This window comes from Saccharothrix hoggarensis (genome assembly GCF_042678885.1).
Lineage (GTDB): Bacteria > Actinomycetota > Actinomycetes > Mycobacteriales > Pseudonocardiaceae > Actinosynnema > Actinosynnema hoggarensis.
Genome location: NZ_JBHTLK010000159.1, coordinates 1 through 16,576 on the forward strand (window position 1 = coordinate 1; position 16,576 = coordinate 16,576).

Here is a 16,576-nt window from a genome sequence, read left to right on the forward strand (position 1 = left end):
GCACGTCCCGGCGCACAACCGGCCTCGCGTCCAGCGCCGCACGTCCCGGCCGCACGTCCCGGCGCACGTCCCGACCGCGCGGCACGACGCAGGCCCGACCGCACTGCCGGCCGCACGCACGGAACCGCACGTCGGCACCACCCGCCCGCGCACAAGCTAGCCGCGACCAGGCGGGCGGCGTGGCAGCGGGTGGGCCGGTCGGCGTGCGTGTCGCGCCGATCACCGGCCGGATCACCGTTCGGCGAGCGGGGCCTCCACGGCGGGAGCGGCGGATACGATTCGCGCCGTGCACCCCTCCGACGACGCCGACGACCTGCTGGCCTGGGCGCCGCCGCCGCCCGTCGAGGGTGCGGCGCCCGCGGTCCCGCCGCTGCCGGGGTCGACCGCGGTCACCCTGCCGGGTTACAGCGACTTCCGGCTCGTCGCGCACGGCGGTGAGGGGACCGTGTACCGGGCCACGCAGGACGGCCTGGGCCGCGACGTCGCGGTGAAGGTGCTGGACGTGACCGACCCGGACACCGTCAACCGGTTCCGGCGCGAGTTAAAGATCACCGTCCGGCTCGGCCGCCAGCACCCGCACATCGTCACCGTGCTGGACACCGGCGTCATCGCCGACCGCCCGTGCATCGTCATGGAGTACTACGACCTCGGGTCGTTGCACGACCGGCTCCAGCAGCACGGGCCGCTGCCCGTGGCCGAGGTCGTCGCGGCCGGGATCGCGGTGGCGGACGCGCTGGCGTTCGCGCACGGGCAGGGCATCCTGCACCGGGACGTCAAGCCGCAGAACATCCTGGTGCTGCCCACGTCGTACGTGCTGGCGGACTTCGGCATCGCGCGGGGCGCGGACGCGGCGCACACGGCGTCGTTGCAGCTGGTGAGCTACCGGCACGCCGCGCCGCAGATGGTGGACGGGCAGGCGCCCGCGGCGCAGGACGACCTGTGGTCGCTGGGCTCGACGTTGTTCACGCTGCTGGACGGGCGGCCGCCGTTCGCGTCGGACGTGCCGGGCGAGGACACCGTGCTCGGCTACCTCGGTCGGGTGCGGTCGGCTCCGCCGAGGTCGTTGCTGCGGCGGGACGTGCCGGCCGAGCTGATCGCGATCATCCTGCGGTGCCTGCGGAAGGCGCGGGAGGAGCGGTTCCCGGACGCCGCGGCGCTGCGGGCGGCGCTGGCCGCGCTGTCGACCGGCCTGTCCACTGTGGACCCGCCTCACACGGCCGCCGTGCCGCGCGAGGCGCCCGACCAGTACCCGGAGGGTCCGACGTCGTTGCCGGACTTCGGTCCCCGGCCTGCGGAGCACGCGCCGGAACCGCAGGCCGACGCGCCGGAGCTGGAACCCGAGCCGGTGCGGACGTGGACCGAGGACCTGGCGGACCTGACCGTCCGCCACCACACCACGCCCCGCCCGGTCGTCCCACCGCCCGCGCCGCCGATCGTCGAGCTGCCCGAGCCGCCGCCGCGCCGGCGACGCCGTTCGTGGACGCCGGCGGCGGTGGGCGCGGTGGCGATCGGTGTGGCCGTCGGTGTGGCGTTGAGCCTGCCGGGCCGGTCGGCCGAGGTGGCCGCGCCGACGTCGACAACCGCTGTGTCGTCCGGGGTGTCGTCGGCCGCGTCGTCGGCGGGCACCACCACAGCCACGTCCGCGGCGGGCATGCCGGAAGGCGGTGACCCGAGGTTCACGCCGGTGCTGAAGCGGTTGGAGGACGACGGCGACCGCATCGAGCTGTTCTGGACGGACCCGAGCGAGGGCAACGCCCAGTTCGTGATCGTCGACGTGACGGGTGCGGACGCCAAGGCCCTGGTGACGGTGACGGCGGGCGCGACGTCCCACGTGCTGGAGGGCTTGGAGCCGTCGGCGGCGCAGTACTGCTTCCAGGTGCTGGCCATCGGCCTGTCCGACCCGACCGCGCAACGCGGCGCGTCAGCCCGCACGTGCGCCGTGCGCAACGGCTAACGCCGCCGCAACGGCCGAGGGTCAACCGCCCAGAACACCCTGCGGTACCAGGGAACGCCCCGCCGCACCCCACCCCGAACCCGGCGAGCCAACCACCAAGCCCGCTCCCCGCCAGCCGGACCGCCGCCGGCCCCACCACCCGCCGCATCGACAACACCGACCGCGCCGACGCCACGGATGCCGTCCGAGGTACCACTGGCACCGGCGGGGCTCACCACTCCGAGCCCACCCGCCGGGTCCGCCATCGCCGACCCACCCGCCGGACCGCCATCCCCAAGCCGACTACCCGGCCCATACGCCGATGCGGTCGGTCGGGTCGGTGCGGTTGGTCCGGCCGGTGCGGCCAGCCCGGCCGGTGCGGCCAGCCCGGTCGGCGCGGTCGGCCCGGTCGGCCCGGTCGGCGCGAAGGCCGCGTACTCCGCCAGCCGCGCCAACTCCAAGGCGTGCCCCGCCACCTCCCCCGGCAGGTCGGCGGCGACGTCGGGCGCGGTGCGGTGGGGTGGCGGGGACTGGCCCGCCAGGAGCAGGCCGTCGAGCACGTACGCCCACGCGCCGGTCGCACCGGCGGCCCGCAGACGTCGCCGCCGCGCGTACCGGGCCAGCCCGAGCACCAGCAGCAGCACCAGCGGCACGGCGGACAGCACCGCGTAGCCGATCCACCGCCGCGACCCGGCCGGGGCCTCCGCGGCGTCCGCGACCGGGCTCGACGGCGTCACGATCGGCGGCGCGGACGTCGGGGTGCTGGTCGGGCCGGCGGTGATGGACGCCAACCGGTCCAGCACCTCACGCTTCTGCGCCGCGCTCGTGCCGCCCGACGACACGCCCGCCACCGGGTCGAACGGCACCCAGCCCCAACCCGCGAAGTACACCTCGGGCCACGCGGTCGCGTCGGCGGCCCGCACGACCCGTTCCTCACCGGCCACCGGCTGGAACCCGACCACGACCCGCGTCGGCAACCCCACCGCCCGGCCCAGCACGGCGAACGCCGACGCGAACTGCTCGGCGGTGCCCGCCTGCGCCCCCGGCTCACCGGGCGCGCCGAACAGGAACCGCTCCAACCGCGCGTACGACGACCCGACCGGGGCCTTGGCGTCGGGCGTCCGCCCCTGCTTCACCACCTGCTCGATCGCCACCGCCCGCTCGTACGGCGTCCGCGCGCTCCGCACGACCTGCCGCGCGTACTCCGCCAGCGAGTACGGCAGGCCGGGCAACGCCAGGTACCGCCGCGTCCGCTCCCCGCCCGGCACGGCGGCGTCGAGCAGGTCCGCGTCGTCGGGCACGTCGAGCACCCCCCGCACCCGGTACCGCAGGCCGGGCGCGACCTCGTTCAGCAGCACCAACGACCCCGAGTCCGGGTCGACCACCGCGCCGTCCAGGGTGACGGCGGTCGGCCGCCCCACCGCGGGCAGCCAACTGCCGCGCAGACCGGCGATGGTGATCTCCACCTCGGCCACCTCGACCCGCGCGCCGGGCGGCAGGTCCGGCGCGGCCACGGCGCCGATCGGCCCGTACAGCGACGCCGCCCGCCACGCCGCGCCCGAGTAGTCGGACAACGCCACCAGCCGCACCGCCCGTTCCGGCCCGCGCACCCGGAACAGCTCCGCGTCACCGAGGTTCGCCCACGACGCCAACTGCGGCAACGGGTTCGCCACGCCGAGGTCGGCGACCGGCGGCTCCACCAGCTCACGCGGTTCGAACGCGGCTCCGGACGGCACCACGACGGCGAGCAGCGCCACCACGGCCACCGGCACGGCGGGCAGCCCGAGCAGGACTCGGCCGCCCACCTCCCACCGGTCCACCACCAGCCAGCCCACGGCGACCAGCGCGACCAACCCCACCGCGACCAACCCGTTGCGGTCCGCGCGACCGGCCGTGAGCAGCGCCGTGCACGTGTACAGCACCGCCGCCCCGACGACGGGAGCAAGCAGCGACCGGCCGCGGCGCTCGGCCACCAGCACCACGACCAGCGACACCCCGAACACCAGCAACGCGCCCGGCACCAGCAGTTCCGGGGTCGCGGGCGCGGGACGGGCGGCCGTCAGCAGCCGCGGCACGAGGTCCAGCAGCACGGGGACCGGGTCGGTCGAGCCGATCGCCGAGCCCCGCGCGACCCAGTAGCCGCCGGCCAGCGCCAACCCCACCAGCGACAGCACGGCGGGCCCGGACGGCACGCGCCGCCACCGCAGCAGCGGCAGGCACAGGAACGCCGCCAGCGCCGCTCCCGCGAACACCAGCGACGGCACGTGACCCTGCCACCCCGCGCCCAGGTGCGACGCCGCCACCACCAGCAGCAACGCCGACCACGACAGCCGCACGGTCACCGCGACACCGCCGTGTTCCACGCGTCCAGCAGCGCTTCCGCCTTCGCCGCGCGCAGCACGAGCACCGAGCCGACCGCCGACACCGGGCGCTCCGGCACGGGATCGACCACCAGCACCACGCCCACCGACGCCCGCCCCGCCTCCACCAGCAGGGCGGACAGGTCCACCGCCGACCCGCACACCACCGCCACCACGTCGAGGTCGCGAATCGGCAGCGGACGGGCCGCGACGCGCTCGCCGGCGGCCTTCAGGTCCGCCAGCACCGCGAGCACGACCGACGCGTCCGCGTCCACCGCGCCCGCCGGCAGCTCCACGTCCACCGCGCCCGACGACGACACCAGCCGCACCGGGTGCCCCTCGGCGACCGCCACCGTCACCAGCGACGCGGCCACCTCCACCGCGTCCTCGAAGTCGCCGGCGTCGGCGTAGCCGTCGGCGTGGTCGTCCAGCACCACCGCCAGGTGCGGGCGCGCCGGGTCGGCGTCCTCCCGGACCATCAACGTGCCGGTGCGCGCCGACGTCGCCCAGTGCAGCCGCCGCAGGTCGTCGCCGGGCACGTACTCCCGCAAACCCACCAGGTCCGTGCCACCGCGCTCGACCCGCTCGTCCGCGCCGACGTGCCCGCGCCGCACCCCGCCGGGCAGGCCGCGCACGGGCAGCACCCGCGGCACCACGCGCACCTCCACCACCTCGCCGACGACCGTGCGTGCCCGCGCGAGAGCCGCGAGGCCACGCCGGTCCACCGTCAGCGGCCCGATCCGGAGCAGGCCGCGCGTGTGCGTCGGGATCGCGTACTCCACCTTGACCCGCTGCCCCGGCGCGAGCAGCGGGATGTCCACCGGCACCACCGTCCCGGCCACCTGGTCCGTCGCGTCGAACAGCACCGGGAACCGCCGGCTGGTGCCGGTCAGCTCGACCACCCCGCTGCACCCGCCCAACCGCTGCACGGTCCGCGGCCGCACGGTCCGCTTCGGCGCCACCTGCGCCCGCGACAGCACCGACACCACGCCCGCGGCGACGAGCACGACGAGCGCCGCGCCCAGCCCGACCACGCCGGGATAACGCCACCACAGCCCGACCGCCACCAGCGGCACGCCGAGCAGCACCGCGCCGGCTCCCCGCGCGGTCAGCCGCACCCGGGTCATCGCGCGACCGGTTTCGGCACCGCCACGCCCGCGAGGACGTCGGCCAGCACCTCCTCGGTCGTGGTGCCCGCCAGCTGCGCCTCGCGGGTCAGCACCAACCGGTGCGCCAGCACCGGCGCCGCCAACGCCTGCACGTCACCCGGCACGACGAAGTGCCTGCCCTGCGCGGCGGCGTACACCTGCACGCACCGCACCAACGCCCGCAGCCCGCGCGTGCTCGCGCCCAGCCGCAACCGGCTGTCCTCGCGGGACGCCGTGCCGATGTCGCTGATGTACCGCAACAACGGGTCCGCCACGTGCAGCGTCGCCAGCCGCCGGCCGTGCTCGGCCACCACGTGCGGGTTGCTCACCGTCGGCACCGCGCCCACCTGGCCCGCGCCGCTGCCCGGCCGCAGCACGTCGATCTCGTGCTCCACCGACGGGTAGCCGATGGACGTGCGCAGCATGAACCGGTCGAGCTGCGCCTCCGGCAGCCGGTACGTGCCGTCGAGGTCGATCGGGTTCTGCGTGGCGACCACGAGGAACGGCGACGGCACCGCGTGCGCCACGCCGTCGACCGTGACCGTCCGCTCCTCCATCACCTCCAGCAGCGCCGACTGGGTCTTCGCGGCGGCCCGGTTGATCTCGTCGGCCAGCACGACGTTCGCGAACACCGGCCCCGCCCGGAACCGCACCTCACCGGTCTGCGGGTCGTACACCGACGTGCCGGTGACGTCCGAGGGCAGCAGGTCCGGCGTGAACTGCACCCGCCGCGACACACCGCCCAACGCGCCCGCGACGGCCCGCGCGAGCGTCGTCTTGCCCGTGCCCGGCACGTCCTCCAGCAGCACGTGCCCGCCCGCGAACAGCGAGACCAGCACGAGGTCCACCACGTCCCGCTTGCCCCGGACGGCGGACTCGACCGCGTCGCCGAGCCGCGCGTGCAGGGCCCGGAACGCCGCGATCTCGTCCTCGCCGATCGCCGGAACCGCCGTAGTAGTCACTGTCGCCCCTCGTGCCGCCGATGCCGTCACCCACCCACATCGCCGCGACCGCGCCGAACGTCACCGATCACCGGCGATCGGTGGATCGGGGGGACGTCCGACGTCACGGCCGCAGCGGTGCGGGCCTCACTCCGCCGTCGCGCCGTCGCGGTCACGCGGGTCGCGCCGGTTCCGCAGCGCCAGCAGCAGCGCCGTCGCCAGCAGCCCCACTCCGCCGCCGACCAGCCGGCTGTCCTCCGCCGACGCCGGCGCGCTCTTCGGCTGGCAGAGCCTGGTGCCGCAGTCGTCGATGGGCTCCCGCACGGGCACGCTGCGCACCTGCGAATCCACCGAGCCCGACCCCGACGCGGCGTACGCGCGCACCACCAGCGAGTTCGGGCCCGGCTCGACCGGGATCACGACCGTGCCGCCGGAGCACGGGATCGGCGCCGCGTACGAGTAGTCGACGTTCACGACCTCGCACGACCCGGTGTGCGCGGCCCAGTCCGCGGGCGGCGCGGTCGTGACCCGCTTCTCGTAGAGGTGCGACCCCGCGCCGACGACGTCGATCACCCGGACGCCCCCGGTCGGCAACGGCGGTGGTGGAGGCGGTGTCGTCGTGGTCGGCGGCGGCGGGGGCGGCGGGGTCGTGGTCGTCGTCGGGATCGGGGCTTGCGTCGTCGTCGGCGCGGGCGCCGCGGTCGTGGTGGGCGCCGGCGCGGCCGGCCGGACCGTCCACGACGCCGTGCCCGCCTCGCCGAGCCCGAACCGGTTGTACGCCGCCACGGCCACGTCGACCTTGCCGCTCGCGCAGAACGTCGTCCCCGCGCACGGCAGCACCAGGTCCGCCGACGTGCCCGTCACCCGCGTCTCCTGCGAACCGCCGGAGAACGCGCCCGTGCCCGTCACCTGGTAGCCGGAGATCGGCTCGCCGCCGTCCGGCACCGCCGTCCAGCCGACCGACACCACCACCGACGAGCCGTTGTTGCTGCGCTGCGACACCGTCACACCCGCCGGGCGCGCCGGCACCGCACCCGACGCGGCGCTCGGCGGCGTCGTCACGGGCGCGGGAACGGCTGTCGTCGTCGTGGGCTCGCCGCCGCCGGTCTGCGCGTTCGGACCACCGCGCTGGTTGTCCCGCGTCGGCGGGTCGGGGCGCGGCGGCGGCGGGCTCGGCACGCTCGGCATCGGCGACCGCTCCGGGTCCAGCACCGGCAGGTCGGGGCTGCGGATCACGACCCCGCGGGTCTCCCCGTCCGCGTCCACGATCACGCCCTGGTCCGCGCCCGGCGTGTTGATGAACAACCGCCCGTCGTCGAACACCAGCGCCGGGTCGCCGGACCCGCCCGTGGGCACGTCCTCCGCGCCGCGCTCGCCGGACCGGTCCAGCACCACGACCTTGCCCGAACCCTTGCACGGCACGTAGACCCGGTCGCGGAACACCGCCGGGCGCCCCGGTCGCGGGCAGTCGAACCGGGTCATGTCCACGCGCACGACCTCGTCACCGCTCACCAGCACGACCGCCGACGCGTCCGGCACCGACGCGGGCACCAGGCCCGTCGGGCTCGTCTGCGCGGCCAGCACCTCGCCGGGGAACGTCGCCGTGCTCGCGGTCAGGTCGCGGCCCGTGCCGTCGCGGACCACCACGCCGCCCTCCAGCCCGAGCAGCGTCACCCCGCGCTCGTGCGGCACCAGCGCGGTCCGCGGCCCGGCGCCCGGCACCGGCCGGTTCGACCGCTCCAGGAAACCCTGCTCGGCCTCGGACCACTCCAGCGCGTGCAGGTTGCCGCCGTGGTCCACCGCCCACAGCACGCCGCCGTCGTCGGCCACGACGTCCGCCAGCGGCTGACCCGCCGACCACGGCGAGCCGATGTCGGCCAACGTGACCGGGTCCGCGTTGTGCACCGTGCCCGCCGCGCGGTCGACCACGTACACCCGGTGATCCGCGATCAGCACCTTCGCCGACGGACCGGGAGGCGCCTGCCTGCGACCGGACGACAGCAGGGTGGCCAGGTCGATCACGGTGATCTGGCCCGTGCGCCGGTCGAGAACGATCAGGGCGTCGTCGGACTGCGCGATCTCCAGCTGCGCGTCCGCGCCGCTCACCTGCAACCGCGTCTGCGGGGTGCCGGAGCTCGGGTTGACCTGGACGACCTCGCCGCGCTGGTCGTCGTTGAGCCACGTGAGGCCGTCCGAGACCTCGACCGCGGTCCGCGAGATGCCGTCACCCAGCGCCGCGCCGACGAGCAGCAGCAGCCCCAACGCGGCCGCGCTCGCACTGGCCGACTCCCGTCGGCCGGCGCCGGCGACCCGGCGCGCGAACGTCCCCAGCTTCGCTCCCACGGCGCGGATGCTAACGGGCCGGTATGACAATGGTGAGACATCGTCGCAGGCCTGCTCCGCTCGGCCCACGGCTGTTGCGCCGGATGCGTCCACATCGGACCGCCGCTACCCCGAACGAGCGACCCCGCCGCAACCCTTGCCGCGACCCCGCCGCGACCTCCGCGACCCTTGCCGGCGACCGCCGCCGTGCCGCGACCGCCGCCGTGCCCTGCCGCGCCCCTGTCGCCCATCCGCCTAGAAGTCGGCGAAGTCCTCCCGCGCCACCTGGGCGCACTCCACCGTCAACCCCGCGTCCACCGCCCGGCTGATCTCCGCCAACGACCGCAGCTGCTCCGGCGTCAGCACGTCGAACAAGTGCTCCCGCACCGCCGTCACGTGCCCCGCCGCCGCCCGCTCCAGCACCTCGAACCCGGTGTCGGTGAGCGCCGCGATCGAACCGCGCCGGTCCGACGGGCACGCCCGCCGCTCGACCCAGCCCTCCTTCTCCAGCCGGGCCACCGCGTGCGAGAGCCGGGACCGCGACGAGTGGCACACCGTCGCCAGCTCGCTCATCCGCAGCGCGCGCTCCGGCGCCTCCGACAGCGCCACCAGGATTTCGTAGTACGCCATCGGCATGCCGGAGTCGCGCTGCAACTGCCGGTCCAGGTGTCCGGTGAACTTGGTCACGGCGGTCATGAAGGCACGCCACACCTGCTGCTCTTCGGCGCTCAACCACCGCACGTCGCTCATGGCACCCATCATACGTGCGTTGTTGAACCCTCAACCAGAATGCGCTATGTTCAGTTGAGAGTTCAACCAGACCAACCGAGAAGGACCATCATGACCACGCAGACTGTGCAGATCCCCGGCTACCTCACGGGCACGTGGGCGATCGACCCGGTGCACTCCGACGTTTCCTTCGTGGTCCGCCACCTGGGCGTGTCCAAGGTCCGCGGCCACTTCGGCACGTTCGAGGGCACCATCGTGACGGCCGAGAACCCGCTGGAGTCGACGGTCAACGCCAAGATCGACACCACGTCGATCGACACCCGCAACGCCCAGCGTGACGCACACGTCAAGGGCGAGGACTTCCTCGACGTCGAGAAGCACCCCGAGCTGACCTTCACCTCCACCGGCGTGCGCGCCCACGGCGACGGCTTCCTCGTCGACGGCGAGCTGACCCTGCGCGGCATCACCAAGACGGTGTCCCTGGAGCTCGAGGTCAACGGCTTCGGCGACGGCTTCGAGGGCGCGAAGGTCGCGGGCTTCTCCGCCTCCACCGAGATCAGCCGCCGCGAGTTCGGCGTGACCGGCGGCCCGGCCGGCGCGGCCGTCGGCGACAAGATCACCATCCTGCTGGAGATCGAGGCCGTGAAGCAGGCCTGAGCCACACCGGAACTTCCCGAAGGGTCCGCCGAGCGCCGGCGGGCCCTTCGCGCCGTCCAGGGCTCGCAGGACCCGTTCGAGCTGCTCCGAGGCCTGCGACCCCCGCCTACGCTCGGTTGGTCAAGTCACACGACCGGGCTAACGCGAGCCTCATTCCATTCGACCCCGCATTTCGGTACTTTCCGGGGCGTCGCCGTGACCCGAGGTGAACCACGAGCCCGGCCCAGCCGTAGCAGGTAGTGAAACCAGAGCTGTCCTTTGGTGAACACTGAAGCTTTAGAGCTCGATGCGGACACAGTCCGCTCACGGTCGGTAGACCACGTGGGTGACATCGGACGCACTCATGGCACCATCTGGCGCAACACGCGCCGGACGCAGGCGAGGAGGATCGGTGTGAACGCCCAGACCGAACAGGTCGACGACCTTCGACTCGTCGCGCTGCCCACGGCGGTGAACGTCGCGGACATGTTCGTGCGCTTCTCGCTGGGCGAGTGGCGGCTGCGGGCGATGCAGGACGAGGCCGCGCAGACCGTTCGCCGGCTGGTCGGCGCCGCGGTCGACGTGGCCGACCGGCGCGCGCCCGGCTTCCTCCTCGTGCGCCTGCGCCTCACCGGCGCCTACCTCGTCGTCGAGGTCGAGGGCAACCGCGTCGCCCTGCCGCCCGAGCTGGCCGGCTCGCGCGCGGGCCTGGTCGACCTCACCGCTGGCGGCCGCCTCGCGTGGTGCGAGCTGGCCCTGCCGTCCGGCATGAACGCCTCGTCCGTCCCCCTGCCCCGCCGCGAACCGCGTCGCTCCCCCGCCGCCGAGCAGCTCGGCGACGAGCCCGACGTCGACCCGGAAGTCATCCAGCGCATCCTCTTCGGCCTCGGCGGCGGCGCGGCCCGCACCGACTAGCGGAACGGGGTCGGCCGACGCCCCGAGGTTCGGGACGCCGGCCGACCGCCTCACTTCCGGGCGAGCGCCGCGAGGGCGAGCGCGAGCACGCCCATCCCGCACCACGACACGAGCGGCAGGCGTTCGTCCAGCACGACCACGCCCAGCACGGCCGCCACGGCGGGTTCGGCGAGCGTCAGCGTGGTCGCGGCCGCGGCGGACGTGTGCCGCAGCCCGTGGCCGAACAGCAGGTACGCCACGAACGTCGTCAGCACGGCCAGGTGCGCGGTCACGGCGAGGCCCGCCGGGGCGGCCACCCAGCCGACACCGACGAGCAGCAGCACGGGCAGGGTCAGCGCCGACGCGCCGCCGAACACCGTGCCCACCACCGCCCGGGACGGGTGCCCGAGCGCGATCAGGTGGGCGCAGATCACCGAGTACGCCGCGTACGACAGGCCGGCGATCAACGCCAGCGCCACCCCGACGAGGTCGACGTGGGCGTCACCGCCGCCGAGCACGAGCACCGCGCAGCCGACCACCGCGGTCGACGTGAGCAGGGGCCGCGACCGGAGGCCGAGCACGATCGGCGCGGTGGCCAGCGCCACGGTGGTGGCCACCGCCACACCGGTCCGCGCGACCGCCGGGTAGAACGCGAGCACGTACCCGGCCACGGTCAGCGCGCCGAGCAGGAGCAACCGCCGGTCGGCGGTCCGCAGCACGGCACGCGTGCCCCGCGCGGTGGCGAAGAGCAGACCGCCACCGAGCACGAGGCCCGCCGCGCCGACGGCCAGGGGTGGTGCGCCGGCGGGCGCCAGGGAACTGGCGGTGCCGGTGGTGCCCCACAGGAAGCACGCGGCCAGGATCGGCAGCGGTCCGCGGGTGAAACGGGCAGGGCTGTGCAGGACAAGGGTCGACAACGAGGTCTCCGTTCGCGAGACGAGAAGAGGACGCGAACGGGCGCACCGCGGTCAGCGCTCACCGCGACCGGTCGACGGTCACGGCGGGTCGGTGATCAGCAGGCGTGGTGGCGTGCGTCGGCGGGTGCGCCCGGTCAGGCGCCCGGCGGCGGGAGAACCACGTGCCAATGGGTGTCCACGAACGGCATCGTAGCCGAGCGCGACCCCGGTATCTTGGGCCCATGGACATCGGCGTCGCGGATGACCTGCTGCGGCGGTCCCTCGTGGTCTACAAGTTCGCGGTCGACGAGCTGATGACGAAGTTGCGCATCCTCAGCGAGGAGTTCGACCTCGTCCACCGGCACGACCCCATCGAGCACGTCACGCAGCGGGTGAAGCGGCCGGACGCGATCCTCGACAAGCTGCGGCGCAAGGGCCTGCCCGCGGACCTCGCGCTGGCCGCCGAGCACCTGGACGACGTCGCGGGCGTGCGCGTGGTCTGCCCGTTCGTGTCCGATGTGTACCGGGTGCGGGACATGCTGGCCCGGCAGAGCGACGTGGAGATCCTCAAGACGAAGGACTACATCGCCGCGCCCAAGCCCAACGGCTACCGCAGCCTGCACCTGATCGTGCGCATCCCGGTGTTCCTGTCCGACCGGGTGGAGCACGTGAAGGTCGAGGTGCAGCTGCGGACCATCGCGATGGACTTCTGGGCGACGCTGGAGCACAAGCTGTACTACAAGTACGACGACAAGGTGCCCGCCGGTTTCGTGGAGGAGCTGACCAACACGGCCGCCATCGCGGCCGAGCTGGACGCCCGCATGGAGGCGCTGCACCTGGAGGTCCAGCGCGACTGACCGGCCAACCGCGCGCCGCCGGGTTCATCCGCTCGCCGGCGGACCGCGCGCGAGAGGCGGGTTCCGCTCGCCGGCGAACCACGCACCACTCGTGGTCCCTCGCCGACGACCCCGCGGCGGGCGGGTTCCAGCGCCGGTGCCGCGCGGCCACGTGGTGGCGGCGCGCAGAGCGCCTGGCGGCACGCAGAGCGCTCGGCGGGGCGGAGGCGCGCGTCGTCCGCTTGGCGACACCCTCCGCGTGAGCCGCCCCTGCCGCCGAAGTGGTGAATCTGCGTGCCGGACCTGGCCGGGTCTCGTCGCACGCCTGCCAGGCGCCGGCGTGCGTGCTGTACTTCCTGAAGCACCACCCGAGGCGTGAGTGGCACTCCCCGGCACGCGTAATCACGCCCGTGCCGCGCGGCGCCACCGGTGGACGTCCGCGGCTACGAGCGGGTAACCACAAACGATGCTTGGCGGCTAAGGTTACGGCGACGTGATGCACGCCGCATAACGCCGTCTCAATGGAGAGCGAACGCATTTTTGATCGCTTGCGGCAGCGTGTCGGGGATCACCCTGAAGCGTTGCCACGCGAGTGCGAATAACCCTCGCGTACTGCGGCTACTTACGAGACGCGACGGTCCAAACCCCACCGTTCGAGTGAATCCAACTAAAGTTTGGCTCCGACGCCGGGTTACCGACCCGCAAAATAGGGAATGACCATTCCGAGGATCCTCCATTCGGCGGTCGCGACGAACTGCCCGTGACCGTCTACCTTGGTTCCCGCAGCCGCATTGGCTCATTCTCAGAGGATCACGCATGGACACCGACCGGATCGCCGCACGATTAACGAGGCTGACCCGTGAGCACCTGGTGCCGGGAGCGCAGCTCGCCGTGCACCACGGCGGACGCACGTGGACGCACGAAGTGGGGCTGCCACCCGACGCCGCCGTACCCATCGGCTCCATCACCAAGACCTTCACGGCGACCGTCGCCATGGCCCTCGTCTCCGACGGCGACCTCGAGCTCGACTCGCCCATCTCCGAGCACCTCCCCGACGCGGCCGACGGCCTCACCCTCCGCCACCTGCTCAGCCACACCGGCGGCCTGCCGTCGGACCCGGACGACGTCAGCACGACGTCCCTGCGCCGCCACGTCCGGCAGGCGGTCCGCGAACTGCACCCCCTGCACCGGCCCGGCGCGAACTTCTCCTACTCGAACATCGGGTACTCCATGATCGGCCACCTGATCGAGGTGGCCACCGGGATGACCTGGTCCGAAGCGGTGGAAGCGGTGCTGCTGCGCCCGCTCGGCCTGCGCACGCGTTTCACCACGAGCGCGGACGCCGACGTCGTCTCGGGGCACGCGGTCAACACCGCCACCGGCCGCGCGGTGCCCGTGAGCCAGTCGCTCGCGCCCGTGGACGCGCCCGCGGGCGCCCTCGCCGCCAGCGCCACCGACCTGGTCGCGTTCGGCCGGATGCTCGCGGGGCGCGGGCCGCGCCTGATCGACCCGGACGACCTCGAGCTGATGCGGACGCCCGCACCGCACGCCGAGCCGTTCGGCATGGCCGACGGGTGGGGCCTGGGCCTCGCCCTGTACCAGCGCGACGGCGTCCGCTGGGTCGGCCACGACGGCACCGCCGACGGCACCTCGTGCCACCTCCGGATCAACCCCGCCGACGGCACGGCGGTCGCCCTGACGACCAACGGCAGCAGCGGTTTCGCATTGTGGCGCGAGCTGGTTCCGGAATTGGTCGCGGCGGGACTGCCGGTGGCGGATTACGATGGAATGCGGGGCCTGCGCCACCCGATCCCCCCGCCGCCGGACTGCACCGGTCGGTTCCGCAACGGGGACGTCGAATACGCCGTGCGCGCTGCCGACCGCGAGCGCCTGGCGCTCACCGTGGACGGCGAGCCGTTCGCGGACCTGTCGTTGTTCGACGGCCTCGTGTTCGCCATGCGTGATTCCGACACCGGCGACACCAACCAGACCGGGCGTTTCCTGCGCGACCCCGGCGACGGCCGGATCGCGTGGATCCAGATCGGCGGGCGGCTCGCCCGCAGGCAGGTCGCGACACTGTCCTGAATTGCAGGTTTGAAACTCCGCGCAAGGGTTAATGCGCGCCCGCTTCAGCCAGAAAGGCACCTCCCGCGATGACGCACGCCCGCACTCTGCCGGAATTGATCGCCGCGCAGGCGAGACGCACCCCCGACGCGCCCGCGGTGCGGTCGGCCGAGGGGGTGCTGAGCTACCGGGAACTCGACGAGCTGGCCAACCGGCTCGCGCACCTGCTCATCGCCAAGGGGGCGCGGCGGGAACGGGTGGTGGCGCTCGCGCTGCCGCGCTCGGTGGACAACGTGGTGGCGCGGCTCGCGGTGCTGAAGACCGGCGCGGCGTACCTGCCGATCGACCCCGACTACCCGCCCGACCGGATCGCGTTCATGATCGCCGACGCAGACCCGCTGCTGGTGCTCGACGACCCGACCGACCTCCCCGACCACCCGGCCACCCCGCCCGACGTCGAGATCCGCCCGGACGACCCGGCGTACGTGATCTACACGTCCGGCTCCACCGGCCGCCCCAAGGGCGTCGTGGTGACGCACCGCGGCCTGCCCGCGTTCTCCGCCGCCGAGATCGCGCACCTCGACGTGCGCCCCGGCGACCGCGTGCTCCAGTTCTCCTCGCCCAGCTTCGACGCCTCGGTGCTGGAGCTGTGCCTGGCGCTGCCCGCCGGCGCGGAACTCGTGGTGCCGCCGCCCGGACCGCTGCTCGGCGAGCAGCTCGCCGCCGTCATCGCCGACTTCCGCGTCACGCACGCGCTCATCCCGCCGGTCGCGCTGGCCACCGTGCCCGACGTCGACCTGCCGGAGTTCCGCACGCTCGTCGTCGGCGGCGACGCCTGCCCGCCCGACCTCGTGGCGAAGTGGGCGCCCGGACGCCGGATGGTCAACGCCTACGGCCCCACCGAGTCCACCGTGGTCACGTCGTGGAGCGAGCCGCTGGCGCCCGGCGGCACGCCGCCCATCGGCCGGCCGATCCCCGGCACCGAGGTGCGGGTGCTGGACGACGAGCTCCGCCCGGTCGCCGAGGGCGAGCTGTACGTGGCGGGCGTCGGCCTGGCCCGCGGGTACCTGCGCCGGCCCGGCCTGACCGCGCAGCGGTTCGTGGCCGACCCGTTCGGCCCGCCCGGCGCGCGCATGTACCGCACCGGGGACGTCGTCCGCACCCGCGACGACGGCCAGCTCGAGTTCGTGGGCCGCGCCGACCACCAGGTGAAGATCCGGGGCTTCCGGGTCGAGCCGGGCGAGATCGAGGCGCTGCTGCGCGCCCACCCGCGGGTGGAGCACGCCGTCGTCGTCGCCAGGGACGAGCCGAAGCGGCTCGTCGCGTACGTCGTCGGCGACGTGACCGGGCTGCGCGAGGACCTGGCCGCGCGGCTGCCCGACTACCTGGTGCCGTCCGCGTTCGTCGCGCTGGACGCCTTCCCGTTGACGCCCAACGGGAAGCTGGACCGGGCCGCGCTGCCGGCGCCGGTCGTCGGCGAGGCCGCGGAGGGGTACGTCGAGCCGCGCACGGCCGGTGAGCGCAGAGTCGCGGAGGTCTGGTCGGACGTGCTGGGCGTGCCGCGGGTCGGCGCGCTCGACGACTTCTTCGCCCTGGGCGGCGACTCGATCCTGGCCGTGCGGGCGCTGTCCCGGCTCGGCGGGCTGCCGGTGCGGGCCATGTTCGAGCACCGCACGGTCGCCGCGCTGGCCGAGGCGCTGCCGGAGCAGGCCGAGCCGCCGTTGCCCTCCGTGCCGCGCGGGCGCCCGCTGCCGCTGTCGTCGGCGCAGCGCCGGTTGTTCTCGCTGGACGGCTCGCCCGAGCAGAACACGGCCGCC

At 74.3% G+C, this 16,576-nt stretch carries 12 protein-coding genes; 6 read left to right on the forward strand and 6 right to left on the reverse strand.

Annotated features, from left to right (window positions below; genetic code table 11):
- The first annotated feature begins 286 nt into the window (after positions 1 to 286).
- A complete protein-coding gene (locus ACFQ3T_RS25130; protein WP_380726510.1) occupies positions 287 to 1,954 on the forward strand; it encodes a serine/threonine-protein kinase in 1,668 nt (555 codons plus the stop codon).
- On the opposite strand, the gene ACFQ3T_RS25135 is transcribed toward ACFQ3T_RS25130, so the two are convergent.
- The 5 genes from ACFQ3T_RS25135 to ACFQ3T_RS25155 all read right to left on the reverse strand — a co-directional run bounded on the left by ACFQ3T_RS25135 (position 1,951) and on the right by ACFQ3T_RS25155 (position 9,454).
- On the reverse strand, positions 1,951 to 4,275 hold the full coding sequence (locus ACFQ3T_RS25135) for a transglutaminaseTgpA domain-containing protein (RefSeq protein WP_380726512.1): 2,325 nt from the start codon (positions 4,273 to 4,275) through the stop codon (positions 1,951 to 1,953). The two genes, ACFQ3T_RS25130 and ACFQ3T_RS25135, sit on opposite strands and share 4 nt — an antisense overlap.
- On the reverse strand, positions 4,272 to 5,420 hold the full coding sequence (locus ACFQ3T_RS25140; RefSeq protein ID WP_380726514.1) for a DUF58 domain-containing protein: 1,149 nt from the start codon (positions 5,418 to 5,420) through the stop codon (positions 4,272 to 4,274). The genes ACFQ3T_RS25135 and ACFQ3T_RS25140 overlap by 4 nt, the downstream gene beginning before the upstream one ends.
- Positions 5,417 to 6,403 (reverse strand): AAA family ATPase, encoded by a 987-nt coding sequence (locus tag ACFQ3T_RS25145; RefSeq protein ID WP_380726516.1) that lies wholly within the window; start codon positions 6,401 to 6,403, stop codon positions 5,417 to 5,419. Before ACFQ3T_RS25145 ends, ACFQ3T_RS25140 begins: the two co-directional genes overlap by 4 nt.
- Before the next feature lie 126 nt (positions 6,404 to 6,529).
- Positions 6,530 to 8,725, reverse strand: coding sequence for a hypothetical protein (locus ACFQ3T_RS25150; protein ID WP_380726518.1), 2,196 nt, complete (start codon positions 8,723 to 8,725; stop codon positions 6,530 to 6,532).
- A 234-nt stretch (positions 8,726 to 8,959) separates the two neighbouring features.
- Positions 8,960 to 9,454, reverse strand: a complete 495-nt coding sequence (locus tag ACFQ3T_RS25155; RefSeq protein ID WP_380726520.1) for a MarR family winged helix-turn-helix transcriptional regulator — start codon at positions 9,452 to 9,454, stop codon at positions 8,960 to 8,962.
- 90 nt (positions 9,455 to 9,544) lie between these two features.
- On the opposite strand from ACFQ3T_RS25155, the gene ACFQ3T_RS25160 reads away from it, so the two are divergent.
- Both ACFQ3T_RS25160 and ACFQ3T_RS25165 read left to right on the forward strand, forming a co-directional pair.
- Positions 9,545 to 10,090 (forward strand): YceI family protein, encoded by a 546-nt coding sequence (locus ACFQ3T_RS25160; RefSeq protein ID WP_380726522.1) that lies wholly within the window; start codon positions 9,545 to 9,547, stop codon positions 10,088 to 10,090.
- Between the two features lie 393 nt (positions 10,091 to 10,483).
- Positions 10,484 to 10,984 carry an ATP-binding protein gene (locus ACFQ3T_RS25165; protein ID WP_380726524.1) on the forward strand — a complete coding sequence of 167 codons (501 nt, stop codon included), beginning with the start codon at positions 10,484 to 10,486 and terminating at the stop codon, positions 10,982 to 10,984.
- Between the two features lie 50 nt (positions 10,985 to 11,034).
- Here ACFQ3T_RS25165 and ACFQ3T_RS25170 read toward each other — a convergent pair whose 3' ends face one another.
- Positions 11,035 to 11,880, reverse strand: a complete 846-nt coding sequence (locus ACFQ3T_RS25170; RefSeq protein WP_380726526.1) for an EamA family transporter — start codon at positions 11,878 to 11,880, stop codon at positions 11,035 to 11,037.
- A gap of 221 nt (positions 11,881 to 12,101) precedes the next feature.
- On the opposite strand from ACFQ3T_RS25170, the gene ACFQ3T_RS25175 reads away from it, so the two are divergent.
- The 3 genes from ACFQ3T_RS25175 to ACFQ3T_RS25185 form a co-directional block, all read left to right on the forward strand.
- On the forward strand, positions 12,102 to 12,716 hold the full coding sequence (locus ACFQ3T_RS25175; protein ID WP_380726528.1) for a GTP pyrophosphokinase: 615 nt from the start codon (positions 12,102 to 12,104) through the stop codon (positions 12,714 to 12,716).
- Positions 12,717 to 13,511: 795 nt separating this feature from the next.
- The gene (locus ACFQ3T_RS25180; protein ID WP_380726530.1) at positions 13,512 to 14,780 is read left to right on the forward strand and encodes a serine hydrolase domain-containing protein; all 1,269 of its coding nucleotides are present in this window, start codon (positions 13,512 to 13,514) and stop codon (positions 14,778 to 14,780) included.
- Between the two features lie 95 nt (positions 14,781 to 14,875).
- A partial coding sequence (locus tag ACFQ3T_RS25185) for an amino acid adenylation domain-containing protein (protein WP_380726532.1) occupies positions 14,876 to 16,576 on the forward strand: 1,701 nt, incomplete at its 3' end.

Bases quoted from the DNA above. Each gene is read 5' to 3' on its own strand.
- ACFQ3T_RS25140 (WP_380726514.1), bottom strand. From the start codon at position 5,420: ATGACCCGGGTGCGGCTGACCGCGCGGGGAGCCGGCGCGGTGCTGCTC.
- ACFQ3T_RS25155 (WP_380726520.1), bottom strand. From the start codon at position 9,454: ATGAGCGACGTGCGGTGGTTGAGCGCCGAAGAGCAGCAGGTGTGGCGT.
- ACFQ3T_RS25160 (WP_380726522.1), top strand. From the start codon at position 9,545: ATGACCACGCAGACTGTGCAGATCCCCGGCTACCTCACGGGCACGTGG.
- ACFQ3T_RS25175 (WP_380726528.1), top strand. From the start codon at position 12,102: ATGGACATCGGCGTCGCGGATGACCTGCTGCGGCGGTCCCTCGTGGTC.
- ACFQ3T_RS25180 (WP_380726530.1), top strand. From the start codon at position 13,512: ATGGACACCGACCGGATCGCCGCACGATTAACGAGGCTGACCCGTGAG.